The following is a 25,821-nucleotide window of genomic DNA, read 5'->3' on the forward strand; positions in this document are numbered from 1 at the left end:
CGAAAAACTTTCTTCAATTTATCACGGTACAATCTCATGTCGGCCCAGAAGAATAGCGCGGTTCGCGCCGTCAACGATGCGGAAGAGGCGGACGTTTCCGCCAAGGCTGAGACCTCTCCGGCAAAGCCGGTGGAGGCCCCGCCGCAACAGCCGCCACAGACAATTGCCGCACCGAAGAAGAAGAAGCGTTCGCCGCTTCTGCCGATCTTTGCGATCGCCCTTCTCGCCGGCGCCGGCTGGTACGGTTATAACTGGTGGATCGACGGTCGCTTCATGGTTTCGACGGATGACGCCTATATACAGGGTGATATCGCGGTCATCGCGCCCAAGGTTTCGGGTTACATCGCCAAGGTGAACGTTGTCGAAAACCAGGAAGTCAAGGCGGGTGATCCGCTGGTCACTCTGGATGACGGCGACTATCGCATCGCGCTTGAACAGGCCGACGCGCAGATCCGCACTGAGGAACTGTCGCTGAAGCGCATCGACGCGCAGATCATCGGTGGCGAGGCAGCGCAGGAACAGGCCGTTGCCCAGAAGGGCGCTCTGGATGCGGCCCTTCGCGGCGCGGAAATCACCCAGAAGCGCGCCACCGAATTGCAGGCGAAAGATGTCGGCACCGTTGCCGCTTCCGACAGCGCGCAGGTCGCGCTCGATCAGGCCAGGGCGAATGTCGTAGCCGGCGAGGCGGCGATCTCGTCCGCGAAAGCCAATGTCGAGCTTCTTCGCGCCCAGCGCGAGGAAGCCGAAAGCACCATCCGTTCGCTGCAACTTTCCAAGGACAAGGCGGCCCGCGATCTGGCCTTCACCGTGCTGAAAGCGCCCTATGACGGCGTTATCGGCAATCTGGCGGTGCAGACGGGCGATCTCGTTTCGGTCGGCAAGCGCCTTGCTTCGCTGGTGCCGTTGAACGAGCTTTATATCGACGCCAATTTCAAGGAAACGCAGCTTGCCCGCGTGGTGCCCGGTTCGAAGGTCCGCGTCCATGTGGATGCTTTCGACGACGAGACCATTGAGGGCACGGTCCAGTCGATCTCGCCCGGTTCCGGTTCGGTCTTCTCGATGCTGCCGCCGGAAAACGCCACGGGTAACTTCACCAAGGTCATCCAGCGCGTACCGGTGCGTATCGTCTTCTCCAAGGAAGATCTCGCCAAGCACAATCTGCGTGCGGGCCTGAGCGTCGTCGTCGATGTGGATACCCGCACGGCGCCGGAAAACACGAAAACGGCGCACGTTAACCCATAGGCCAACCAGGGCGTCGTTGAGGGCAAGATCATGGCGGCTACGGTTGTCGGCACAGGCGGGGTATCTGTCCCCGTCGATCCACCCATGGACAAGCGCAGACTCATCGCGTTCTTCGCGATGGTCTTCGGCATGTTCATGTCCATTCTCGATATTCAGATCGTCTCCGCCTCGCTTGCGGAAATCCAGGCAGGTCTCGGGGCGGGCTCCGACGAGATCGCCTGGGTGCAGACATCCTATCTGATCGCAGAAGTCATCATGATCCCGCTGTCGGGCACGCTGGCGCGCATCCTGTCCACGCGCGTGCTGTTTGCCACCTGCGCCGCCGGCTTCACCCTGTCGAGCGCGCTCTGCGCCACCGCGACCAATATCGACCAGATGATCGTCTACCGGGCGATCCAGGGCTTTATCGGCGGCGGCATGATCCCGTCGGTCTTTGCGGCCGCCTTCACCATTTTCCCGCCCTCCAAGCGTTCGGTCGTCTCGCCGATCATCGGTCTCGTCGCCACGCTTGCGCCCACCATCGGTCCCACGGTTGGCGGTTATCTTTCCAATGCCTTTTCCTGGCACTGGCTGTTCCTCGTCAATATCATTCCCGGCATCATCGTCACCATCCTGACATGGAGCCTGATCGATTTCGACAAGCCTGAAACCTCGCTCTGGAAGAAGTTCGACTGGTGGGGGCTGATCTCCATGGCCGTCTTCCTCGGCTCTCTGGAATACGTGCTGGAAGAGGGCAACAACAAGGACTGGTTCAACGACGAGCATATCGTCATCGGTTCGGTGGCCATGGTCATCGGTGCGGTGGTGTTCTTCTGGCGTGCCTTCAAGGTGGACTTCCCCGTTGTGGACATCCGCGCCTTTGCGGACCGAAATTTTTCCATCGGCTCGCTGTTTTCCTTCGTGATGGGCATAGGGCTTTACGGGCTGACCTATCTCTACCCGCTCTATCTCGGTCGCGTGCGCGGTTACGATGCGCTGATGATCGGCGAGACCATGTTCGTTTCCGGTCTTGCCATGTTCTTCACCGCGCCGATTGCCGGCAAGGTGTCCACCAAGCTCGATCCGCGCATCATGATGGCCATCGGCTTCATCAGCTTCGGTTGCGGCACGTGGATCATGACGCATGTGACCACCGACTGGGATTTCTACGAGCTGCTGATTCCGCAGGTCCTGCGCGGTTTCGGACTGATGATGTGTATGGTGCCGATCAACAACATCGCGCTCGGCACGCTTCCGCCCGCGCGCATCCGCAATGCCTCGGGCCTGTTCAACCTCACCCGCAACCTCGGCGGTGCAGTTGGCCTTGCCGTCATCAATACGCTGCTGTCGCAACGCACCGACGATCATTATGTGCGGCTGGCGGAACATGTCAGCTATTCCAATCCACAGGCGCTGGAGTGGCTGAACAATGTCGGCGCGAACTATGATTCCTACGGGCTGGACGGTGCTTCCGTCGCGATCAAGAAGCTGGTCGGCATGGTTTCGCAGCAGGCGTGGATACTCGCCTTTGCGGATGTGTTCTTCGCGCTGACGCTGCTGTTCGGCAGCCTGATCTTCATGACCGTGCTGATCCAGAAACCCAAGGCGGCGCCGCCACCAGACGCGGCGCACTGAACAAAATCCCCTCCCATCCACCGCAGAGCTGGGGCCGTCGGAAATGACGGCCCCTTTTTTGTCTGGTTGCGATACTTTTCCGTCATGCCGGCCTTGAGCCGATATCCAGTAAGCCCAAGTCCTTGGCCCAGGGCTAAAATGACGGAAGTTGTTGGTCAGCCCCGATATTCTGCAGCCTGTTGATTTTATTGATGTGTCTAAATCCTTGGGAAAAGCCGAGGGATGATGCCGGGCAAAGGCGCGTGCCGGCAGTTCAGAGATGGAAATAAAGCGAAATCATCATCTTGCTGAAAATGTGAGGTACGTACATCATTTTTCGGTTTACGACGGCGGCAAAGCTGGATATTCAAATGGCACGGGAGGAAACATGAAGCCGACAGTTCACGATATCGCCGAGCGGGCGGGTGTCAGCCTTGCCACCATCGACCGGGTGCTGAACATGCGCCCCGGCGTTCACGCCGCTACTCGAGCGCGGGTGGAGGCGGCGATTGCCGAGCTTGGTTATGTGCGCGATATCGCCGCCGCCAATTTGGCCAAAGGTCGCAATTATTCACTGGTCTTCATCCTTCCCGGCAACGACAATTCCTTCATGGCGACGCTGCGAGCCGAAGTTCGTGCCGCAGCCGCCCGCGCCCATCTGGAGCGCACGGCGATCCGCGTTATAGAGGTGCCGCCTTTCAATGCCGCGGCACTGACGGAGGCGCTGGAAGTCGCGCGGCGGGAAAAGCCGTCGGGCGTCGCTTTCGTCGCCACCGATTCTGAGGATGTTGCCGAAGCCGCAGACCGGCTGGCCGAAGATGGCATCGCCACCGTCACGCTGGTTTCCGATCTCTCCGGTTCGCGCCGCGACCATTATGCCGGCGTCGACAACGTTGCGGCCGGGCGCACGGCGGCTAGCCTCATGGGGCGCTTCCTGTCCGGGCGCGGCGGCGATATTGCGGTCGTTGCCGGCTCCATGCTGGTGCGCGACCATCGCGAACGCCTAGACGGCTTCCGATCCGTCATCGAAAGCGAATTTCCGGACCTGCGACTATTGCCGGTCCTCGAAGGCCGGGACGATCCCGTCACCGTCGAGGCGCTGGTCACCAAGGCGCTTGCGAGCGACGCGCTGTCCGGCATCTACAGTCTCGGCGCCGGTAATCGCGGCCTCATCCGGGCGCTCAGGGCGTCATCGGGCGAAAGGTCGCCATCCGTCATCGCCCATGAGCTCACCGAAAACACGGCCAATGCGCTGCGGGAAGGCGTGCTCGATGCCGTGCTCAACCAGGATGCAGGGCATGAGGTGCGCAGCGCCATTCGCGTGTTGAAAGCGCGCGCGGATGGTCTCGCTGTCATCGCCGCGCAGGAGCGTATCCGTATCGACATATTCCTCAGGGACAATCTGCCCTGAGGAGAGCATTTCCAGGAAAAGTGGCCGCCGGTTTTCCGTCCGGAAATGCGGTGACTCTTAAAACCGCTGAAGTGGCGCAAGGAGCGCCGGAATGGAGAATTACATGTATCTCGGTCTCGATCTTGGAACATCCGGTGTCAAAGCCCTGCTGATGGACGGCGATCAGAAGATCGTCGGCTCGGCCAACGGCTCGCTGGAGGTCTCGCGTCCGCATCACGGCTGGTCGGAACAGGACCCGGCGGACTGGATCGCCGCGACCAAAACCGCAGTCGAAGGTCTGAAGCAGAAGTTTGCGAAGGAACTCGCTGCCGTGAAAGGTATCGGCCTTTCCGGCCAGATGCATGGCGCGACGCTGATAGACGCGAGCGGCAATGTGCTGCGGCCGTGCATTCTGTGGAACGACACGCGCTCCTATGCCGAGGCTGCCGAACTCGATGCCGATCCACGCTTCCGCAAGATCACCGGCAACATCGTATTCCCAGGCTTTACCGCACCGAAACTGGCTTGGGTCGCGAAGAACGAACCTGAAATCTTCGCGAAGGTGGCCAAGGTACTGCTGCCGAAGGATTACCTGCGACTGTGGCTGACGGGTGAATATATCTCGGAAATGTCGGATTCCGCCGGCACATCGTGGCTGGATACCGGTGCGCGCAAATGGTCTGCCGATCTTCTGGCGGCGACCGGCCTTGAAGAAAAACACATGCCGTCGCTGGTCGAAGGCACCGAGGAGGCAGGTGTGCTGCGTGCCGAGCTCGCCTCCCAATGGGGCATTGCGGGCAAGGCCGTGGTGGCCGGCGGTGCGGGTGACAATGCCGCTTCCGCCTGCGGCATGGGCACGGTGAAAGAGGGCCACGCGTTCGTTTCGCTCGGCACTTCCGGCGTGTTGTTTGCCGCTAACGCCTCCTATCTGCCGAAGCCGGAAAGCGCCGTACACGCGTTCTGCCACGCGCTTCCCAACACATGGCACCAGATGGGCGTCATCCTGTCCGCTACCGATGCACTCAACTGGTATTCGCGCCTCACCGGCAAGTCCGCAGCCGAACTGACGGGTGAACTGGGCGACGAGCTTCTGGCGCCGAGCGGCGTCACTTTCGCACCCTATCTTTCCGGCGAGCGCACGCCGCATAACGATGCCGCCATTCGCGGCTCTTTCATTGGCCTTTCGCATGAAAGTGACCGCAGGGCGCTGACGCAGGCCGTGCTGGAAGGCGTGACTTTCGCCATCCGTGACAATCTCGAGGCGCTGAAGTCGGCCGGCACCTCCATTTCCCGCGTCACCGCCATCGGCGGCGGTTCGCGCTCGGCCTATTGGCTGGCCTCGATCGCGACTTCGCTCGGTGTGCCCGTGGATATTCCGGCCGAGGGCGATTTCGGCGCCGCTTTCGGCGCCGCCCGCCTCGGTCTCATCGCTGCAACAGGTGCAGATCCGGTTGCAGTCTGCACGCAGCCGGAAACGGCGCGGACGATCGAGCCGGTGGTGACGCTTGGCGATGCTTATGAGGAGGCTTACCAGCGGTATCACGCGCTTTATCCCGCTATTCGGCAGCTTTCGCATTGAGGTTTTGCGTGCGCCGTTCACCCCTCTCTGCCCTGCCGTGCATCTCCCCCACAGTGGGGAGATCGACAAGCGGCTAGGTCACGTCCTCCTGTGAGGTCGCGATCGAAGCGATTGAGCGCAACTTGCTGATCTCCCTCCTTGTGGGGGAGATGTCCGGCACGACAGAGGGGGTAAGCGGCCCGCGCAGACCTCGAATTTTTGAACACCACCTAAACCCACCCCAGAGGAGGAACCATCCAATGAGCACAGGCTTCTTCGGCGATATCGCCAAGATCAAATATGAAGGCCCCGACAGCACCAACCCGCTCGCCTTCCGACATTACAACCCCGACGAGATCGTTGCCGGAAAGCGTATGGAAGATCACCTGCGCTTTGCCGTGGCTTACTGGCACACCTTCACCTGGCCGGGCGGCGACCCATTCGGTGGGCAGACGTTCCAGCGTCCCTGGTTTGAAGACACCATGCAGGCCGCCAAGCTGAAGGCCGATGTCGCCTTTGAATTCTTCTCGCTGCTCGGTTCGCCGTTCTATTGCTTCCACGACGCCGATGTGCGCCCGGAAGGCAGGAACTTTGCCGAAAACACCAGGAACCTCAACGAGATCGTCGACTACTTCGCGCAGAAGCAGGCTGATACCGGCGTAAAGCTTCTGTGGGGCACGGCGAACCTGTTCTCCAACCGCCGCTTCATGTCGGGTGCCGCGACCAATCCGGACCCGGATGTCTTCGCATTCTCGGCTGCGACGGTGAAGACCTGCATGGATGCCACCAAGAAGCTCGGCGGCGCCAATTACGTACTATGGGGCGGTCGTGAAGGTTACGAAACGCTGCTCAACACCGATCTTTCGCGCGAGCTGGACCAGCTCGGCCGCTTCCTCAATCTGGTTGTGGAATACAAATACAAGATCGGTTTCGAAGGCACGATCCTGATCGAGCCAAAGCCGCAAGAGCCGACCAAGCACCAGTACGACTACGACGTCGCAACCGTTTATGCGTTCCTGCAGAAGAACGGTCTCGAAAAGGAAGTGAAGGTCAATATCGAGCAGGGTCACGCCATCCTCGCCGGCCATTCCTTCGAACACGAACTGGCCATGGCCAATGCCTTCGGCATTTTCGGCTCCATCGACATGAACCGCAACGATTACCAGTCTGGCTGGGATACCGACCAGTTCCCCAACAACGTACCTGAAATGGCGCTGGCCTATTACCACGTGCTGGCCGGCGGCGGCTTCACCAATGGCGGCACCAACTTCGATTCCAAGCTGCGTCGCCAGTCGCTCGATCCGCAGGACCTGCTGATCGGCCATATCGGCGGCATGGATTGCTGCGCCCGCGGTCTGAAGGCGGCGGCGAAGATGATCGAGGACGGGGCGCTGTCGAAGCCGCTGTCGGAGCGTTACGCGAAGTGGGACGCACCTGAAGCCCAGAAGATGTTGCGCGGCGAGCTGAAGCTCGAAGAAATCGCAGCGCTGGTCGAGCGCCAGGATATCAACCCCGAGCCGAAGTCCGGTCGTCAGGAATATCTGGAGAACGTCGTCAATCGTTACGTTTGACGGGCTGGTACGTTCATAAACACAGGACGGGGGAGCATCCCCCGTCTAGAGGCTGGTTAAAGCCGCAAACCTCTCCTCCGTCATCCTCGCGACACGCCCGAGGATGACGTCGTATCTGCGGTGTACGGCCCCGTGCGGTCTCCGGGCCCGATGCTGCAGATAACATTCCATAAAATGAGACTAAGAAGGTTGCGATAGCCGGATTAGCGGGCATGCTCTCCGTCTGCTGCCAAAGGCGAGAACATTTCCGCGCGACCCCTCCTTTCTTTCCAGTCACTTACCGCAAAACCTTTCCCCGCATGTCCCCACCCGTCCATTTCGCTGCATCATTCCCCTGCAACCGGAACGGAAGGGCGATACGCGCGGCGCCTTTCGCGGACCGGCTGCCGGCATCGACAAGCGTGGTTCTGGCAAACCGCGTTCCGGAAAGGCGTCCCGCAATTGCCAGCAGCGGGAAGGGCCGATCTGGTAGGTGTCGTGAAAAGGCTGTCACCGATCGACCGGCATTCCGGTCAAACAAGGCGCGGCCCGGCAGATGCAAGACTTTCCACCACACTCAACTCCCATCCGCATTTGCCGGGCTGTCGTTTCTCCCGCCGCCGGGAAACCGTTGCGGCGACTTTCGTGTACCTAAAGCGCTTTGGATATCTTAACCGCGCTGCTGAAACGTTGCAGATTTTGCGTGCCTGCGGCTGTACCTCATTGCTGACTTGGTCTAAACCGCTCTCCATCTTTTGACGCTCGATGGATGACGAAAGGGCCTATCCGATGACCGATCACAAAGCTCTTGCAGCCCGTTTCCCCGGCGATTTCCTGTTCGGCGTGGCGACCGCCTCCTTCCAGATCGAGGGTGCCACCAAGGTTGACGGCCGCAAGCCATCCATCTGGGATGCCTTCTGCAACATGCCGGGACATGTCTTCGGGCGCCACAATGGCGACGTTGCCTGCGATCACTATAATCGCTGGGAGGATGATCTCGATCTCATAAAGGAAATGGGTGTCGAGGCCTATCGTTTCTCCATTGCCTGGCCGCGCATCATTCCCGATGGATTCGGCCCGATCAACGAGAAGGGGCTGGATTTCTACGACCGCCTCGTCGATGGCTGCCAGGCGCGCGGCATCAAGACCTATGCGACGCTTTACCATTGGGACCTGCCGCTGACACTGATGGGCGACGGCGGCTGGGCCTCGCGTTCCACCGCCCATGCCTTCCAGCGTTACGCCAAGACCGTCATGGCACGGCTGGGCGACCGGCTGGATGCGGTGGCGACCTTCAATGAGCCCTGGTGTGCGGTCTGGCTCAGCCATCTCTATGGCATTCATGCGCCGGGCGAGCGCAACATGGAAGCAGCCCTTGCGGCCATGCACCACATCAACCTTGCCCATGGTTTCGGCGTCGAGGCGTCCCGCCATGTTGCGCCCAAGGTGCCGGTCGGACTGGTGCTGAACGCCCATTCCGTCATCCCGGCCTCCAATAGCGACGCCGACATGAAGGCAGCTGAACGGGCATTCCAGTTCCACAACGGCGCGTTTTTCGATCCGGTCTTCAAGGGCGAATATCCGGCCGAAATGATAGAGGCCCTGGGCAGCCGCATGCCGGTGGTGGAGGCGGAAGACCTGTCCATCATCAGCCAGAAGCTCGACTGGTGGGGTCTCAATTATTATACACCGATGCGCGTTGCCGACGACGCCACCGAAGGTGCGGAATTCCCTGCCACCAAACAAGCCCCGGCCGTCAGCGACGTCAAAACCGATATCGGCTGGGAAGTCTATGCGCCGGCGCTGCATTCCCTGGTGGAGACGCTTTACGAGCGCTACGAGCTGCCCGATTGCTACATCACCGAAAATGGCGCCTGCTACAATATGGGCGTCGAAAACGGCGAGGTGGACGATCAACCCCGTCTTGACTATTACGCCGAACATCTTGGTATCGTTGCTGATCTGGTGAAGGACGGTTACCCCATGCGGGGTTACTTCGCCTGGAGCCTGATGGACAATTTCGAATGGGCGGAAGGGTACCGCATGCGCTTTGGTCTCGTGCACGTGGATTACGAAACGCAGGTTCGTACGTTGAAGAACAGCGGCAAATGGTACAGCGCGCTGGCATCGGGTTTTCCGAAGGGGAATCACGGTGTGATGAAGGGGTGAGGCTTTCTCCCTCATCCCTGTGCTTGTCACAGGGATCCAGCCAGCCCAAGTCCTTGGGCTGGGATAAGTATTTCCGCCACGCAGACGCGTGTCGGCCGGATTCCTCTGACAAGCACAGGGATGAGGGTGGAAAGGCTGGCTCGTGTGTGAACTTTACCCGCCGTATTCCTCACCAGGAAAGCACACGATCGCTCTCCCCAATAAAGTTCTTCCACCTTACTATCAGTTTTCCAAACTTTTTTGCCAGTTACCCGGCGGTGCCTGCTTGCGCCTGCCATCCTGTCTCCTATGTCAGGCAGGCTACGCAGACGTAGCGCCTGCTGCTGCCTCATCCGGAGCGGTGCGGGCTGGTCCTCCCAGGGAAAACGAACATGCTTATCGAAAAACTCAACTGGCGTTATGCCACCAAGAAAATGGATCCTTCCAAGACTGTTGCGGAAGACAAGGTCGAGCGCATCGTCGAAGCCGCCCGGCTGGCGCCCACTTCCAGCGGGTTGCAGCCGTTCGAAGTCATCGTCGTTACCGATCCGGAAGTGCGCGCAAAGATCCGCGAGATCGCCTGGAACCAGGCGCAGGTGACTGAAGGTTCCCATCTTCTGGTGTTTGCGGCGTGGGATAACTACACGCAAGAGCGGATCAACCATATGTTCGATCTGGTCAACGAAGAGCGTGGCGTCAAGAACGAGGGCTGGGAAGCGTATCGTCAGAAGCTTCTCTCCTCCTATCCGCAGCGTGATGAGCAGGTGAATTTCGAACACGCAGCCCGTCAGGCCTATATTGGTTTCGGCATGGCGGTGGCGCAGGCTGCTTTCGAGGGTGTGGATTCCACACCGATGGAAGGTTTCGATCCGGCCAAGCTGGATGAAATCCTCGGCCTGCGTGAAAAGGGCCTGCGCTCCGTCACCATCCTGCCGCTCGGATACCGCGAGCCGGAAGGCGACTGGCTGGTGAACCTGAAGAAGGTCCGCCGCCCGCTTGAGGAATTCGTCAGCCACGTCTGATTTCCACGCACTCGCGAAGTCTTGACTGCCGCAGGGCCGCACAGACGGCTTTGCGGTAGATTTTTTCTCTGATTTCAGATAATTGAAAAATCATCCCTGTTAAAAGATGGCGCCTGCGGGCAAGTATGCGCCATCGAATTGCCGATCCCCGGCATTTCTGAGTGAAAGCCTGACGAAATGACCCGGAAAATCAGCTGTCATCGAATGTGCCGGAAGGCTGCATGAAGAGAGCGGTTCAGCACCGCAACAGGATTTTTTGAGACCCGATCCGTCAAGAGTTTTCGCAGAGTTCCCAATGAGTTTTTCATCCAACGCGACATCGCTCGCGCGCGCACCGCAGACTGCCAAGGACGCGATGGTCACGTTTGAAGGCGTGACCAAGACCTTTGGCGGCAGCGATGGCAAGCCGGGCTTCGCAGCCCTCGCCGGCATTGATTATGTCGTGCCGAAGGGTTCCATCACCGGCATCATCGGCCGCTCTGGTGCCGGCAAATCCACCCTCATCCGCCTCGCCAACGGCCTTGAAAAACCGTCGTCCGGCCGGGTGGTCGTCGACGGCGTCGATGTTGCCGCCCTTGATGAGAAGAGTCTGAGGACCCTTCGCCGTTCCGTCGGTATGATCTTCCAGCACTTCAATCTCCTGTCGTCGCGCACCGCTTTCGACAATGTGGCGCTGCCGCTAGAAATTGCCGGTCTCGGTAAAAAAGAGATCGAAACGCGGGTAACGCCGCTGCTCGAACTCGTCGGCCTTTCCGACAAGGCGAAGCGTTATCCGGCGGAACTGTCGGGTGGGCAGAAGCAGCGTGTCGGCATCGCCCGCGCGCTTGCGACGCAACCCAAGCTGCTGTTGTCGGACGAGGCGACGTCCGCGCTCGATCCGGAGACGACCCAGTCCATCCTTGAACTCCTGAAGCGGATCAATGCCGAACTTGGGCTGACAGTGCTGCTCATCACCCACGAGATGGAGGTGGTGAAGACCATCGCCTCGCAGGTCGCCGTCATCGACAGGGGCCTGATCGTGGAGGAGGGGCGCACCTTCGATATTTTCACCGCGCCGAAACACGAGACGACCCGCAGCCTGCTGTCGTCCTCGGTCGGGGTTAAGCTGCCGCACTGGGTTACATCAGGGTTGAAGCCGGAAGCCGCGGAAGGTGACCGCGTTCTCGTGCGGCTGGTGTTCTTCGGCGAAACGGCATTCCAGCCGCTGACCGCGCGTCTTGTTGCAGAAATCGGTCCTGACGTGAACATCCTTGCCGGCACCATCGAGGAAATTTCCGGCGAACCATTCGGCTCGCTGGTTGTGTCCTATCCGGCCACGGCGGAAACCACCGCCCGCGCCGGCCGCTTTTATACTGAGACCGGTCTTCACACGGAGGTGCTGGGTTATGTCGCCTGATATGCTTTTCAACCTTCTGTCGAAGGGTCTTCTGCAGACGCTGCACATGGTCGCGGTCGCCGGCATCGTCGGCTCCATCATCGGCGTGCCGATGGGCGTTTTCCTTGCCACCAGCGGCAAAGGCGAACTCTTCCCCGCGCCGATGACGAACCGCATCCTCGGCCTTGTCGTCAATGCGGCGCGCTCCACGCCCTTCATCATTCTGGTGGTGGCGATCATTCCCTTCACGCGGCTGGTCGCCGGCACTTCCATCGGCACCAGTGCGGCCATCGTGCCGCTGACGGTTGCCACCGTGCCTTTCATCGCGCGGCTGGTGGAAGCGGCGATCCGCGAGGTCGACAAGGGCCTGATCGAAGCGGCCCGCGCCATGGGCGCAACACCGTTGCAGATCGTCACCAAGGTCCTGCTTGCGGAAGCAAAGCCGGGCATCACGCTGGCGCTTACCCTCACGCTCGTCAGCCTCATCGGTTATTCGGCCATGGTCGGTGCTGTCGGCGGCGGCGGGCTGGGTGATCTCGGCATTCGCTACGGCTACCAGCGCTTCATGCCTGACGTGATGCTGGTCGTGGTGCTGGTGCTGATCGTGCTCGTGCAGCTCGTGCAGAGCGCCGGCGACCGGCTTGCCCGCAGCTTCGACAAGCGCACCCGCAAGAACTGATAAAACCGTTCAAGAACAACAAACCCAAGAACAACAAACCCAAGGAGACATCCATGAAGAAAATCATCCTCGCGGCTTCGCTCGCCGCTCTCTTTACCGCCGGTCAGGCGCTGGCCGAAACCATCAAGATTGGTGTTACACCTGCCGAGCACGCGCAGATCATGGAACAGGTCAAGAAGATCGCCGCCGCCAAGGGACTGGACATCGATATCGTCGAGTTCTCCGACTACGTCGTGCCGAACCAGGCACTGGCAGACGGTGAGCTTCAGGCCAACTCCTTCCAGCACCAGCCTTACCTCGACAACCAGATCGCTGACCGCAAGTTCGATCTCGTCAGCGTCGGCACCACCATCACCACCCCGATGGGCGTTTATTCGAAGAAGGTGAAGAGCCTTGACGAGCTGAAGGACGGCGCGACGGTCGGTATTCCGAACGACCCGACCAATGGCGGCCGTGCGCTTCTCGTTCTCGCTTCCAAGGGTGTGCTCAAGGTCAAGGAAGAAGCCGGTCTGAAGGTAACGCCTGCCGACATCACCGAAAATCCGAAGAACATCCAGATCGTCGAACTTGACGCTGCGCAGTTGCCGCGCTCGCTGGATGACACCGACGCGTCGGTGATCAACACCAACTATGCCACTGCAGCAGGCCTGAACCCCAAGAAGGACGCCATCGCCATCGAAAGCGAAAAGTCCCCTTACGCAAACGTCATCGCCGTTCGTGCGCAGGACAAGGACAAGCCGTGGGTGAAGACGCTGGTGGAATCCTACCACAGCCCGGAAGTGAAGGCCTTCATTCTGGAGAAGTTCAACGGCACGGTCATTCCGTCCTGGTAATCAGGCCTGACACGATTGAAGTTGCAGCCTCTCCCGTTCGCGGGGGAGGTTTTTTGTTTGCGGGGCGAACGCATCCGCGGTTTTTATGAAAATCCCCCACCATTGTGGGGAGAAATTTTCTCTATTTCACCCCTACTGTCGTTTTATACCCGTTGTTTTTTGTGGCGTCGCCACAATCCAACTTAACGGCTTTTGAATGTTTCCTTCGCAAGATGATGCTTTCGAAGGGGATTTTATGCGGATTGCGCCGCGAAACATTGGGGAATATTTGCCGGTCGGGCGTAGAACCGCCGTCGGCGTCGTATTGTCCACATTTGCGCTGGTGCTTCTCATTGTCACCGCGCTGGTCTTGTCTGCTCTGAGCCAGGTCAGGGAAAGGGCGAACTCGCTCGACAATGCCCGCTCGCGCGAGACAACGGCGGGCGCCCTTGTCACCTTCCGCGACCAGCTTGGCGCGACGCTGAACGACTACGCCGCCTGGGACGATGCCGCCGACTATGTCTACGCCCCCGACAGGTTCGACTGGGTGGCGAGCAATTATGGCGAGATGACGGTCAACAGCGATCTTTTCGATACCGCCGTCGTCCTCGACGAAGACGGCAAGGTCCGCATGGCCTACCAGAACGGCAAGCCGGTTGCCTGGAAGCCCCATGACTATTTCGCAGAAGGCCTCAAGGAGATGATCGAACGGGTGCGCTCCATGCGTCCCGGCATCGCGTCGCAGGTCACCGGTTTCGTGAAAACCCGCGACGGCGTCGCGGCTACGGGGGTCGCGCTGGTGCGGCTCAAATCCGGGGTCTTGCCTTCGGTTGGATCCGAGCGGCGATATCTGATTTTCGCGCGTCATCTCAAACAGGCGACGGTAGACAAGCTGGCCCGCAACTACGTCATCGATGGTCTGCAACTGCAATATGGCGACGGGCCGGCGACCAACCATGTGGATGTCGTCAATCCGCTTGGTGATGTGCTGGCGCGGCTCGTCTGGCGCTCCCAGCTGCCGGGGGACGTGAGCTTCCATGAGGCCCGGCCGGTCGTCTTCACGGCACTCGGCATTGCCGGAACGTTCTTTCTCGTACTTCTCATCATCGGTTCGGCGACGCTCGACCGGCTGAAGGCTGACGAAGCGGCGGCGAGGGAAGAGGCGCTGCGCGATCGTCTGAGCGGGCTCAGCAACCGCGCCGGGCTGTTTTCCAAGCTCAATCGCATGGTGGGCAAGGCGCGCCACGACAAGACCGATATCAAGCTGCTTTACCTCGATCTTGATGGTTTCAAGGAGATCAACGATTCCTACGGTCACGCTGCCGGCGATCGACTGATCAAGGGCGTTGCGGCGGCGCTCAGGGTGCTTGTGCCGGAAGATGCCGTGCTCGCGCGGCTCGGCGGCGACGAATTCGCCATCGCCATTCAGGGTAACGACGTGTGGTCGGAAGGCCGCAAGCTCTGCCAGGCGCTGCTCGAACTGTTCACCGAGCCGTTCAGCATCGGCGAGCGGGTGGCGAGCATCGGTTGCAGCATCGGCACTTCCGTCTCCAGAGCCGGTGATATCAACGGTGAGGAACTGCTGCGCCGCGCCGACATGGCCATGTATCAGGCCAAGGAAAACGGGCGTGGGCGTTACGTCGCCTACGAGCTGAAAATGGATGCGCTGCGCGAGGAGAAGCTGCAGCTTGAGGCCGATCTGCGTTATGCCATCCTGAATGACGAGATATCGGTGGTCTACCAGCCGGTCGTCAATGCCGCCACGCGCAGTATAACCGGGGTGGAGGCGCTTGCCCGCTGGCAAAGGCCGGGATACGGCTTCGTGCCGCCGGATATCTTCATCGCCGCTGCCGAAACCAGTGGCCTTATCGAGCGGCTCGGCCTGCTGGTGCTGCGCAAGGCCTGCGAGACGGCGGGTCAATGGCCCTCCATCAAGCTCTCGGTGAATATTTCACCCGTTCAGTTCCGCAATCCGGCCTTTTCCGGCAACGTGGCGGATATTCTCGCCGCCACGCAGACGCCGACCGCAAGGCTGCGGCTGGAAATGACCGAGGGCTATTTCATCCAGAATCCGGAGCGGGCAAGTGCGGCAATCGACAAGCTGAAACAGCTTGGCCTGCATATAGCGCTCGACGATTTCGGAGCCGGTTTCGCCAGCGTCGGATATCTGCGCCGCTTCGGTTTCGACCGCATGAAGATCGACCGGTCGCTGGTCATGGCCCTGGAGCAGGGTGGGCGGTCACTGGAAATGTTGCAGGCAACCGTGGCGCTTGCGAAATCTCTCGATATTCCGGTCACGGCGGAGGGCGTCGAGACCGAAGAACAGGCGGCTATCCTGCATCTGTGTGGCTGTGACGAATTGCAGGGCTACCTGTTCTCAAAACCCGTCGCCGCTGAAGAGATTACCGCCATGCTGGAGGAGCAGACGGCGCCGCTGTTTGCGCTTCGGGCAGGGGCAAAAGGGTGATCCAGACTCCGTCACCCCGGACCTCATCCGGGGGCAGAGCGATCAAGTCGTTAATCGCGTAAGAGCCTTCTCACCGTGAAGACGTGCCGTGGCTGGCCGCCGATCCGCTTTAGCGCCCCAGATGGCGCTCGCCGCGCTTCTTTGCCAGTTCGATCTGCTGCTGCCGGTCGCGGAACCGCTGGCGGTCTTCTTCTGTCCGGTCGTCGTAACAGCTCGGGCAGGACACACCTTCCTCGAACAACGGGGATTGGCGCACCTGCGATGTGATCGGGTTGCGGCAGGCGTGGCAGAGCTTGTGATCGCCTTCGGCAAGACCGTGGACGACGGAGACGCGCTCGTCAAACACGAAGCACGCGCCTTCCCACAGGCTCTCTTCTTCCGGCACCTCTTCCAGATATTTCAGGATGCCACCCTTGAGGTGAAAGACCTCATCGAACCCCTGTTCCTTCATGAAGGCGGTCGCCTTTTCGCAGCGGATGCCGCCGGTACAATACATGGCGATCTTCGGCTTGTTGTGCAGGCCGGGATTGTTCTTTACCCAGCCGGGAAACTCGCGGAAGGTCTTGGTCTTCGGGTCCACCGCGCCCTTGAAGAGACCGATCGCGGTCTCGTAGTCGTTGCGGGTGTCGATGACGATGGTGTCCGGGTCGGAGATCAGCGAGTTCCAGTCGCGCGGATCGACATAGGTGCCGACGATGCGGTTGGGATCGATATCCGGCACGCCCATGGTGACGATCTCTTTCTTGAGCTTCACCTTCATGCGCACGAAGGGCATGTTCGATGCCCGGCTTTCCTTATGTTCCAGCGCCGTAAATTCCGGCTGCGCACGCAGGAAGGCAAGTATGGCGCGCACACCCGCATCCGGCCCGGCAATGGTGCCATTGATGCCTTCCGCCGCCAGAAGCAGCGTGCCCTTGACGCCGTTTTCCCGGCAAAGCTGAAAGAGCTCGTCGCGCAGGCTTTCAAACCGCGGCAGGCGGGCGAAATGATAAAGCGCAGCCACAAGAAAATCGCCAGTGGGGTGAGGGGCGGCTTCCGGGCGGGGGAGAATGGTGGTGTCGGTCATGGGCGCTGAAATACAGCGGCGGCGGCCGCAAATCAATATTTATCCGCCGCTGCCGGTATTTTGAAAATCGTCAAATTCTCAGTCTCTTCGGGCTTTCCGGTCTACTTCGCCGCCTGCCGCCATAAAAGGCCGACGATGCGGCTTTCGGTTCTGGCGGATTCGGAGAAGACTTCGTTTGCCAGCTCAAGGCCATCTCCGCGCAGCGCCTGCTGCCTCTGAATGATTGCATCGAGAAGCAGAGCCAGTCGCTCGCCATTGCCGAAACGCTCCGGTTCCCGGTCCGCAAAGGCTGCAAGGACCGAAAGATCGTGCTCGTGGCCGAGGATGTCGACCAGCCGCTTGGTGTCGGCCCGCTTGGCGCGCATGGCCGATGGCCAGAGGCGGCGCAGAAGGCCGAGATGCATCCAGTAGGCCTGGCCCGCCTTGCGCAATTCGTGGAAATGTTCGACGTCGGCCTGCTCATGACAGTCGGCAAGTGCTTTACGCGCCCTCTTCCTCTGCTTCGCCCACCCGGTCTTCACCAGCCTTGTCACAACCTTAAGCTCGTCCGGAAGCGACACTGCCTTCAGCTTCTTGCGTGCTTCCTCGCAGCCGGCGATGGCGGCCGCAATGGCCTCGTCGAGACCTGCCTCATGTTCGATGGCGTGGTCACGGCGCTTGCGCAGGACTGTCGTGATCGATCGCAGCGCCTTTCCTTGCGTCGTGGAGGCCGCGAAAGTCTCGAGATACTCCACCGTCTCCACCAGCGCCGTCGCTTCCCGCGCAAAAGCGAGCGAGCGGGCGATGTCGCGAAAGCGCGCGTTTTCCTCTTTGCTGAAATCGGGTGCTGCCCTGGCGATGAGGCGGTAGAGGGCGCGCAGCCGCTTGAACCGCTTGCGGGCATCGTGCACCGCCTCATGGCGCCCGGAAGGCTGGTCGCGAAGGCTGATTATCGCCTCTTCGATGAGTTCCAGTCCCGCGCGGCGGATTTCATCGTCGAACGGTTTGTTCGGGTCAATCCTGAAGGGCATCCGCCAAGTCTCCGTGGGGACAGTCCATGGCGAGCGACTGGTTGGAGAAGCGACGGTCGCCCGTTACCTCCTTGCCAAGCCAGGAGGGCAGATCGGGGTTGGCGTTCTCGTCGTCCATCTCTACCTCCGCCACGATCAGCCCCTTGTATTTACCCTCGAAAACATCGACTTCCCAAGTGAATCCACCGTGATCAACCGTGTGGCGCATCTTCTCGATCACCACGCCGGGGGCGCTGGCCATCAATTCTTCCGCGTCATTCAGTGGAATGGAATATTCATATTCATCGCGGACGAGCGAACTCGCGCCGATCTTGATGGTCAGTGTCGCGTCAAGCCCGTTGACGATCCTGACCCGGACCGAACGATTTTCCAGCGAGGCGACATATGCCTGCCGGAAAGCCATGCTACGCGTCACTTCATTACGCCATTCATCGCCTGCAACCAGAAACTTCCGCTCGATTTCCTTGGCCATGCTGTCTCCGTAAACCGGTGCGCCAGATTATCGCATGAAGACGTCATAAAGAAGCGAATAGATTGAAGTATCTGGATAAAAATGGTCTTGCCATGCCTCGACATCAAGGCCGGGGCAGGCTAATCGATAAACCGGATTTCAATCGTTTCAATCGCGCAAGGGAGGCTTATCTTGGCCCAGGACTCCGAAAAACTGCTCTCCATCCTCAAGCTGCAGCCGGTTGTGCCGGTGCTGATCGTGGATGATGCCACTTCCGCCGTGCCGCTCGCGCGCGCTCTGGTCGCAGGTGGCCTGAAGGCAATCGAGATCACCATGCGCACGCCCGCGGCACTCGATGCCATCCGTGCGGTTGCGGCGGAAGTGGAGGGCGCCCATGTCGGCGCTGGCACCATCCTCAACGCCAAAGATTTCGAGGCGGCCGCTGAAGCCGGTTCCACCTTCATCGTCAGCCCCGGCATCAACAAAAGCGTGCTGGAAGCTGCGCGCGCCTCCAACGTGCCGCTGCTTCCAGGGGCCGCCACGGCAAGCGAAGTCATGGCGCTGCGCGACGAAGGCTACAAGGTGCTGAAGTTCTTCCCGGCGGAACAGGCCGGTGGCGCGCCATACCTCAAGGCACTGTCCTCGCCGCTCGCCGGCACGGTGTTCTGCCCGACCGGCAGCGTCTCGCTGAAGAATGCCAATGACTATCTTTCCCTGCCGAACGTCGTCTGTGTCGGCGGTTCCTGGGTTGCTCCGCGCGAACTGGTGGCAACGGCTGACTGGGCCGGCATCACCAGGCTCGCCGCCGAAGCCGCAGCACTGCGCGGCTGATCTACTACTTCTTCAAGCCCGTTCACGAAGGCGTGAGCGGGTTTGTCATTTGTATTCGTGCCATGGCTCCCTATCTTCCCGTGTAGACTTTACCCTCACAGGAGATTTTGATGTTCGACGCCAAGAAGCTTCTTGAACAATTCCTCGGCTCACAGGTGCCGGGCCTTTCGGGAAGCGTCCGTGACAGAGCCGGGCAGGCCGCCGATATCGCCAAGAACAATCCGATGAAGGCCGGTGCGCTCGCCGCCGCCATTCTGGGCACCAAGACCGGCCGCAAGCTCGCCGGCAATGTCGCCACCATCGGCGGCGTCGCGGCCATCGCCGGTCTCGGTTATCTCGCCTACAAGAATTACAAATCCGGGCAGGCGCCTGAAGTAGCTCAAAAACCCGAGCCGGAGCTTCTCGCCCCGCCCGCCGATTCCGCCTTCCATCCGCAGTCCCCCGCCCTTTCCAACGATTTTGCGCTGAAACTCATCCAGGCGATGATTGCCGCTGCCAAGGCAGACGGCCATATCGACGAAAAAGAGCGCGCCAACATCATGGATAAGGTGCAGGTGTCCGGCCTCGACACTGAAGCCGAGCGGTTCCTCGAAAAGGAACTGGCCGATCCGCTGGATATCGACGCACTGGTGGCTGCTGCCCGCACAGAGGAGCAGAAGGTGGAAATCTACACCGCCTCGCGTCTTGCCATAGAGGCCGATACGCGGGCGGAGCGCGGTTATCTCGATCTGCTTGCCGGGCGGTTGGGATTGCCCGATGCGCTGGTCGATCATATCGAGTCGACGGTGGTGGCGGCGAAGGTTTGAGGTTAGAAGAGGGGGTGAACCACGCCCCCCTGCCGTATATGCACTGTTGTCATCCAGCCCCGCTTGGCCTAATCCTTCTCCCAGACAATGGGGAAGAGAATGCGCGATCTGAGTGATTTTAAGGGATGTCCGGCGCCGCAGCCGGTGACGCTGAAGGGCCGTTATGTGACGGCGGAAACGTTTGATCGCGACAGGCATCTTGCAAGGCTCTGGACTGCGCTTGGTGGTGAGGGGGTCAATGCGCTTCTCAAATATTTCCCGCAAAGCGGCTTTGCCGATGCTGCAGCCTTTGGTGACTGGCTTGTCAACGCGGGTGATAAACTCAACTGGGTGACATTGGTTTTCGTTGAAAATGCCACCGGTGACGTCGTCGGAATGGCAAGCTACATGCGGCCCGATCCCGCCAATGGCGTAGTCGAGGTCGGTTCGGTTGCCCATGGCGCCAGGATGAAGCGCTCGCCGCTTTCGACCGAAGCGCATTATCTGATGGCGAAACACGTTTTCGAGGATCTGGGTTACCGCCGCTACGAGTGGAAATGCCACAATCAAAACGAACCCTCCAAGATCACGGCGAAGCGTTACGGCTTCACCTTCGAGGGTGTGTTCCGCCAGCACATGATCTCCAAGGGTGCCAACCGCGATACGGCGTGGTTTTCCATGATCGACGGCGAATGGCCGTTGATTGGCAAGGCGTTTGAAATCTGGCTTTCGCCGGAGAATTTTACGGCCGATGGCGCGCAGAAGCGCAAGCTTGAGGATATCCGCGCGGAGCTCGCCCATGACCACGCCTGAAAAGAAGGCTGGCTCTGGCCGTAAAGACTGGTCGCCGGGCCTTGCAGCCGCTGGCATCATCCTCGGTTTTGGGCTGGTGTTTTACGTGATGCCGAAAATCATGCTGTGGCTGGGGGATTATTCGCCCTTTCTTGCCGCGGCGTTTGGCTCGGTGGTGGTGCTGTGCTTTTTCCTGCTGTTCTGGCTGCGCGCCCGCTACCAGCGCCGCCGCGACAGTCAGAACTGAAGCGACGCGCCAAGCAGCATAAGGCCCATTAAAAGCACGAACAGCGCACCGGCAATCTCGATCGCGTGGCTGATGCCCGCTGCCCTGCGGCTTCCGGGGCCGGCGAAGCGAACAGCAAGCCCCTTGGCCGAGACGGCCATGATGGCAAGCAGCGATACGGTGATGGCGGTACCCAGCGACATGGCAAGCACGGAAAGCACGCCGCCGAGAAAAATCCCGTTCAAGAGCGCAAAGCTCATGACGATGATGGCGCCGGAGCATGGCCGCAGGCCAACTGCGATGATGGCCGACCACGCTTCGTGCAGGCTGAAATTCTTGCCTTTGAGAAGCAGCGGATCGGGCGCGTGCGATTTTCCGCAGGAGACGCAAAGATCACCTGTGCCGCTATGGGCGTGGTCCGCGAAAACCGGCTTGCCCTGAAACCTGAGGCCCGTGCCCATGCCCGTGGTTCTGACTGCTGTTGCTTCCCCCGCAACGGCGAAGGCGGCAACCGGTACGCGCCGGATGCGCAGCGACCAGAGCTTGCGTAGCAGAAGCCAGGCGCCGAACAGCGCCACCATGGCAAAGCTGGCGATCTCCATTGCCTGCGTGGCTTTCGTCATGGTGATGGAGGTGCCGCGCAGCACGAGCCAGGCTGCGACAACGAGGCCGATGGCCATTGCGCCCTGAATGAGTGCTGAAATGAAGGAAATGAGAATGCCGCGTTTCAGCTGCGTTTCATTGGCGATCATATAGGAAGAGATGACAGCCTTGCCGTGGCCAGGACCGGCGGCATGAAAGACCCCGTATGCAAAGGAGAGGCCAACCAGCGATGCCATCGCCCAATTGTCTTCGCGCATGGCTTTCAGGGCACCGGTCAGCGCCCGGTAGAACATCTGCTGGTGCACGTTGATCCATTGCATCAGCGGCGCGAACGGCCCGCCAGGGGCAAAGGACGGCTCGGCCGAGCCTATGCCGAGCGGCGATTGCGCATGGGCAGCACCTGCCACAGCCAGCACGCAGATCGCGGCGATGGTCAGGTGTCCGCAAAGGCGCCCGTTTCGGCTCAGCATGTCACCTCCAGCCGGGTGGCGAAGAGTTTGGTCATGTCGGTGCCGGTCGGGTCGTTGAAGAAAGCGTCGGTGAGCGAACTCTGGTTTTGTGAGATCACCTCGTCCGGGTCGGGGCGCACGACATGGTGCTTGCAGGCGGCGAGATCCTTGCCGACGGTCGCCAGATCGCCGTCTTTCGCAAAATCGATCGCCGTATACATGGTCGGGTCCCACGCGCCGAAGCTGAGCTTGCCCTTGATGGAAAGCGGCGTGTTTGGCTTAACGGAAAAGAACATCAGGATCTGCTTGTCCTTGTAGTCCACATGAATGGTGTCGGGCTTTGCGAAATCCACCTGTTTTCCGTTGGCGGTAATGAAGGTGTAATAGGAATATTCGCCAAGCGATTCACGCACGGTGTTGCCGATTTCGGCCAGCTCATTCTTGTCCAGCTTCAGGTCGCCGTTCTTGTCGTAATCCATCACCACGCTTGCCGAGAACATCTCGTCGAAACGCCAGATGTTGCGCACCTCCTGGATGGTACCGTTCGGCCCCTCGACGATTTCCATGCGCGCTTCGGCGAAAATATGCGGATGTGCCGCGGCGGCAACGGGAATGGAGGTCAGGCCAGCCGCAAGGAGCAAAAGTCGTCTGTTCATTATCCGGTCTGTCCTGCCTTCGGATCTCGGAGCTGGATTCTAGCAGAAATTGGGACCGAATTTCGACCTGATATGCGCTTTGGTGATGTGGCTGCCCTATGTTTCAGAAGGTGCCGGTGAAACGCGAGGTGACGCTCGATCCGCTATAGGACAGGTCGGTGTCGCGCTCGCCATGCAGAAGGCGGTTGAATTCCACCTCCAGCTTGCTGTTCTTGCCGGTATCGAAGGACAGTGTGGCCACCAGCCTGCGTTCGCTGGTGTCGTAATTGTAATAGATCCAGTCCTTGTGGACACGCTGCAGCGCCAGGTCCAGCCCCACCTTGTCGGTGAGCTTGCTTTTAACCACGAACTGCCAGCGGCGGTGGAACTCGGCAATGGGATCATCAGGGTCGAAAAGCGCGTAATCCTGGGAGAAGCCAGCACCGAAGGCGATGCGGTCCGTGGCTTTTACCTCGGCTTCGGCCCTGAGATAGGGCCGGGTGCGCTTCACCTTGTCGCTGATATCGTCGCCGGAAATGGTCGTCAGGCCCCCTTCGGCCAGAACGGCGAAGCGTTCGGAGAACTTGTAACCGTAGGCAAGTGATCCCCGCAACGTGCTGGCCGGAAAACGCTCGTATTTCTCCTGCTGGCTTTCCGGCACGACAATGCGGTCATAAGCAATTGTCAGTCCGGCCTCGCCGCCGGCCAGCGGGCGCACATGTTCGGCCTTGAGCGACAAGAGCGCTTCATTGGCCTCCAGGCGGGTGGGCTCGAAATAGGCCGGACGAAAACGCGCCTTGCCTTTCATTAAACTGGCAAAACCCGCCGTCAGCGTGCTCTTTCCGCCAAGAGCAAGGATGCCGAGCTGTGTCGATGCCTCCAGCTTGTGGTCCAGTCGCCGGTAACCGATGTCTTCTTCCGGCAGATGCAGGAAGATATCGCCGGCATCGCTGCGTGTGCCACGCAGTTCCACGGCCCATTCCAGCCGCTCCGACAGACGCCTGGTCAGCCCCAGGCTGGCAATGGTGTTGTGTTCATTGGCAAAACGGTAACGGGGGAGGCGAACCTCCTCATGCTCGAGCGAATAACGCAGTTCCGTGCCATCAAGCACGAACTTTCCGTTAAGCCCGAAGCCGGCGCGCAGCGAAATCGCCTTCAGCCGGTTGGTATCGCCGAAATAATTGGTGTCGTAGCCGATGCCGGTTTTATAGGTGATATTGTGTTCATCGGCGTTTTCCCCCGCCTGCGCACCGCAGGTGCAGGCAAGCCCAAGAACAAGCGCGATGTATCCTCCCAGCCGCATTTGCATCTCCGGTCTCTAATTAAGCAATATCTTATATTTGGATGGTTAATAAAGTTTCAGGGGCGATATATTGTCGAGGCCGGAAGTCATGGTGTATTCCACGGAAATTCCAGAAGAATAGACCGGTGCCAATCGCGTAAAACTTGATTAAAATCACCAGTATTAAAGTTAATTATTTATCGTAATATTAGACTTTGCTTGAATTAGAATCCTCTAAATATACAGTTCGACTACGCCATGGGGCGTGATCAAACATAAGAGGAGAGAGAAATGATTGCCAAATTTGCTTGCATAGCCGCTGTTCTTACTGTCGCTTCCGTTGGTCAAGCCAATGCCGGTGGTCTGCTGGGCGGTATCCTGTCCGGAAACAGCAACAAGGGCGGCGCACTCGTCGTCGTGTCGCCAAGCATCGATCTGGGTGTCAGCGGTATCCTGTCCAATAACGGGATTCTGAACGGCAACAAGACCGGTATCCTGAATGGCCTTCTCAACGGCAACAAGACTTCCGTCGATGTCATCGACAACAAGAACGATGGCGGCAAAAAGCGTCGCCACTAATGGTGCAGATCGAAAATCGACAGGGATTTTCGGCGTGAACGATGCGCGCAGGATATAAGCCGGAAGCAGTCCTCCAGCTACGCGTGTATGACACACGGTGCTTCCGGAAATAACAAACGGCGCATCGCATGACTGCAAGGGGGCCTTCGGGCTCCCTTTTTTTGTTTGTGTGGCCGCCAATGACTGCACACACAAAACTGCGAGATGGCCACTACTCATGAGGGTTTTGTGACGCGATCGCTGTCGTCATATGTCGGGACGCACGGTTCGGGATCATCCGCGTGAGTTCTGATTTATATTTGATAAATATTAGCAATGTTAACGGGAATACGTTCTGAAAGGGCCTTTTTGTCCGTGCCGTTTACGCGATTTTAACCACGATGTTCTTCAATCTAGGGGTGCGTCAACCCCGTCATTACGTTGCGTTTTTGGTCGCGAAAACTCGCATCACGCAGGTGCCGGGATGGTATTTTCAAGGAGCTATCGCATGTTGAAACAATCTCTTCTCGCCCTCGGCCTGCTCGGCATTCTTTCTGACGCATCCGTTGCCGCCGACGCCGTCGGCGATATTCCAGCGGCACCGGTCGTCAACGATGTTGCGCCTGCCTTTTCCTGGGACGGTGTTTATGTCGGTGCCTCCGCCGGTTATGGCTGGAACCGCGTAAAGTCGACCACTTTCGGTGTCACCACGAAGCATGAATTTGACGGCGGCCGTTTTTCCGGTTTCGCTGGTTATAACGCTGAAGTGGCCCCCTCCATCATTCTGGGTGTCGAGGGCGATCTCGGTTATGCCTGGGGCGACAAGACCATCGTCACCAGCGAGGTTTCCGCAGGCCTGAACGGCTCCGCGCGTCTGCGCGCCGGTTATGCGATCGACCGGGCGCTGATCTACACCGCTGCCGGCTACACCGCGACGGACAGCGAAGTAAAGGCGCCATTCGGTGAGGACAGCAAGGTACTGCACGGCTGGACGGTCGGCGCGGGTGTAGACTATGCCTTTACCAACAACCTGTTTGGACGCGTCGAATATCGTTACAACGACTTCGGCAAGGCAACCTACCATACCGGTCCGATCACTTCGACCGGCGATGTCAGCGAACATGTCGTCAAGGTTGGCCTTGGCGTGAAGTTCTGACGGTTTTTCCGTCTTCGACAAGGGGCGGCGCAAGCGCTGCGACGCCCCGGTGCTCAGGGAAACAGGGGTGGCGTGCTTCGTGAGGAACGAAAACACACATCGCCTTCCGCTCGGGCTTGAACAGCATACCCTTTTGGTGTG

23 protein-coding genes are annotated in these 25,821 nt (G+C 59.7%); 17 read left to right on the plus strand and 6 right to left on the minus strand.

The window, feature by feature from the left end:
* Positions 1–36: 36 nt before the first annotated feature.
* From RBH71_RS11135 to RBH71_RS11185, 11 genes are all read left to right on the plus strand, one after another.
* On the plus strand, positions 37–1,242 hold the full coding sequence (locus tag RBH71_RS11135; RefSeq protein WP_019566960.1) for an HlyD family secretion protein: 1,206 nt from the start codon (positions 37–39) through the stop codon (positions 1,240–1,242).
* A gap of 30 nt (positions 1,243–1,272) precedes the next feature.
* Positions 1,273–2,856, plus strand: a complete 1,584-nt coding sequence (locus RBH71_RS11140) for a DHA2 family efflux MFS transporter permease subunit (protein ID WP_013762324.1) — start codon at positions 1,273–1,275, stop codon at positions 2,854–2,856.
* Between the two features lie 367 nt (positions 2,857–3,223).
* Positions 3,224–4,246 carry a LacI family DNA-binding transcriptional regulator gene (locus tag RBH71_RS11145; protein ID WP_013762325.1) on the plus strand — a complete coding sequence of 341 codons (1,023 nt, stop codon included), beginning with the start codon at positions 3,224–3,226 and terminating at the stop codon, positions 4,244–4,246.
* A 103-nt stretch (positions 4,247–4,349) separates the two neighbouring features.
* On the plus strand, positions 4,350–5,804 hold the full coding sequence (gene xylB, locus RBH71_RS11150; RefSeq protein WP_038494992.1) for a xylulokinase: 1,455 nt from the start codon (positions 4,350–4,352) through the stop codon (positions 5,802–5,804).
* A 239-nt stretch (positions 5,805–6,043) separates the two neighbouring features.
* On the plus strand, positions 6,044–7,354 hold the full coding sequence (gene xylA / locus RBH71_RS11155; protein ID WP_003516221.1) for a xylose isomerase: 1,311 nt from the start codon (positions 6,044–6,046) through the stop codon (positions 7,352–7,354).
* A 768-nt stretch (positions 7,355–8,122) separates the two neighbouring features.
* On the plus strand, positions 8,123–9,502 hold the full coding sequence (locus RBH71_RS11160) for a GH1 family beta-glucosidase (protein WP_323687293.1): 1,380 nt from the start codon (positions 8,123–8,125) through the stop codon (positions 9,500–9,502).
* A gap of 371 nt (positions 9,503–9,873) precedes the next feature.
* A complete protein-coding gene (locus tag RBH71_RS11165; RefSeq protein WP_038494998.1) occupies positions 9,874–10,503 on the plus strand; it encodes an NAD(P)H-dependent oxidoreductase in 630 nt (209 codons plus the stop codon).
* Positions 10,504–10,798: 295 nt separating this feature from the next.
* Entirely contained in the window at positions 10,799–11,899 is a 1,101-nt protein-coding gene (locus RBH71_RS11170) for a methionine ABC transporter ATP-binding protein (protein WP_003516228.1), read from the plus strand.
* On the plus strand, positions 11,889–12,557 hold the full coding sequence (locus RBH71_RS11175; protein ID WP_003516230.1) for a methionine ABC transporter permease: 669 nt from the start codon (positions 11,889–11,891) through the stop codon (positions 12,555–12,557). Before RBH71_RS11170 ends, RBH71_RS11175 begins: the two co-directional genes overlap by 11 nt.
* Before the next feature lie 53 nt (positions 12,558–12,610).
* Positions 12,611–13,390, plus strand: a complete 780-nt coding sequence (locus RBH71_RS11180) for a MetQ/NlpA family ABC transporter substrate-binding protein (protein ID WP_003516232.1) — start codon at positions 12,611–12,613, stop codon at positions 13,388–13,390.
* A 196-nt stretch (positions 13,391–13,586) separates the two neighbouring features.
* A complete protein-coding gene (locus RBH71_RS11185) occupies positions 13,587–15,836 on the plus strand; it encodes an EAL domain-containing protein (protein WP_162632721.1) in 2,250 nt (749 codons plus the stop codon).
* Between the two features lie 109 nt (positions 15,837–15,945).
* Here RBH71_RS11185 and RBH71_RS11190 read toward each other — a convergent pair whose 3' ends face one another.
* The 3 genes from RBH71_RS11190 to RBH71_RS11200 form a co-directional block, all read right to left on the minus strand.
* Complete coding sequence (locus RBH71_RS11190; RefSeq protein WP_323687294.1) at positions 15,946–16,902, minus strand: rhodanese-related sulfurtransferase; 957 nt, start codon at positions 16,900–16,902, stop codon at positions 15,946–15,948.
* Positions 16,903–17,003: 101 nt separating this feature from the next.
* Positions 17,004–17,912, minus strand: coding sequence for a CHAD domain-containing protein (locus RBH71_RS11195; RefSeq protein ID WP_112522025.1), 909 nt, complete (start codon positions 17,910–17,912; stop codon positions 17,004–17,006).
* A complete protein-coding gene (locus tag RBH71_RS11200; protein ID WP_003516240.1) occupies positions 17,896–18,384 on the minus strand; it encodes a CYTH domain-containing protein in 489 nt (162 codons plus the stop codon). Before RBH71_RS11200 ends, RBH71_RS11195 begins: the two co-directional genes overlap by 17 nt.
* A 171-nt stretch (positions 18,385–18,555) precedes the next feature.
* Here RBH71_RS11200 and RBH71_RS11205 point away from each other — a divergent pair, with 171 nt between their 5' ends.
* The 4 genes from RBH71_RS11205 (at position 18,556) to RBH71_RS11220 (ending at position 21,018) form a co-directional block, all read left to right on the plus strand.
* Positions 18,556–19,194 carry a 2-dehydro-3-deoxy-phosphogluconate aldolase gene (locus tag RBH71_RS11205; protein WP_323687295.1) on the plus strand — a complete coding sequence of 213 codons (639 nt, stop codon included), beginning with the start codon at positions 18,556–18,558 and terminating at the stop codon, positions 19,192–19,194.
* Positions 19,195–19,304: 110 nt separating this feature from the next.
* Positions 19,305–20,000, plus strand: a complete 696-nt coding sequence (locus tag RBH71_RS11210; RefSeq protein ID WP_038495016.1) for a tellurite resistance TerB family protein — start codon at positions 19,305–19,307, stop codon at positions 19,998–20,000.
* 99 nt (positions 20,001–20,099) lie between these two features.
* Entirely contained in the window at positions 20,100–20,792 is a 693-nt protein-coding gene (locus RBH71_RS11215; protein ID WP_019566970.1) for a GNAT family N-acetyltransferase, read from the plus strand.
* Positions 20,779–21,018 (plus strand): hypothetical protein, encoded by a 240-nt coding sequence (locus tag RBH71_RS11220; RefSeq protein WP_003516247.1) that lies wholly within the window; start codon positions 20,779–20,781, stop codon positions 21,016–21,018. Before RBH71_RS11215 ends, RBH71_RS11220 begins: the two co-directional genes overlap by 14 nt.
* Here the strand turns inward: RBH71_RS11220 and RBH71_RS11225 are convergent.
* From RBH71_RS11225 to RBH71_RS11235, 3 genes are all read right to left on the minus strand, one after another.
* The gene (locus RBH71_RS11225; RefSeq protein WP_003516248.1) at positions 21,009–22,070 is read right to left on the minus strand and encodes a nickel/cobalt transporter; all 1,062 of its coding nucleotides are present in this window, start codon (positions 22,068–22,070) and stop codon (positions 21,009–21,011) included. The genes RBH71_RS11220 and RBH71_RS11225 overlap by 10 nt on opposite strands.
* Entirely contained in the window at positions 22,064–22,705 is a 642-nt protein-coding gene (locus RBH71_RS11230; protein ID WP_004430943.1) for a DUF1007 family protein, read from the minus strand. Before RBH71_RS11230 ends, RBH71_RS11225 begins: the two co-directional genes overlap by 7 nt.
* Positions 22,706–22,808: 103 nt before the next feature.
* Positions 22,809–23,987: a hypothetical protein gene (locus RBH71_RS11235; RefSeq protein WP_112522026.1), complete on the minus strand. Its 1,179-nt coding sequence runs from the start codon at positions 23,985–23,987 to the stop codon at positions 22,809–22,811.
* A 270-nt stretch (positions 23,988–24,257) separates the two neighbouring features.
* Between RBH71_RS11235 and RBH71_RS11240 the strand changes: the two genes are divergently transcribed.
* Positions 24,258–24,545, plus strand: coding sequence for a hypothetical protein (locus RBH71_RS11240; protein ID WP_004430950.1), 288 nt, complete (start codon positions 24,258–24,260; stop codon positions 24,543–24,545).
* Between the two features lie 487 nt (positions 24,546–25,032).
* Positions 25,033–25,680, plus strand: a complete 648-nt coding sequence (locus RBH71_RS11245) for an outer membrane protein (RefSeq protein ID WP_004430952.1) — start codon at positions 25,033–25,035, stop codon at positions 25,678–25,680.
* Positions 25,681–25,821: the final 141 nt, after the last annotated feature.

The sequence above is a fragment of the Rhizobium sp. AN68 genome, from assembly GCF_030758035.1.
Taxonomy (GTDB): Bacteria; Pseudomonadota; Alphaproteobacteria; order Rhizobiales; family Rhizobiaceae; genus Agrobacterium; species Agrobacterium tumefaciens.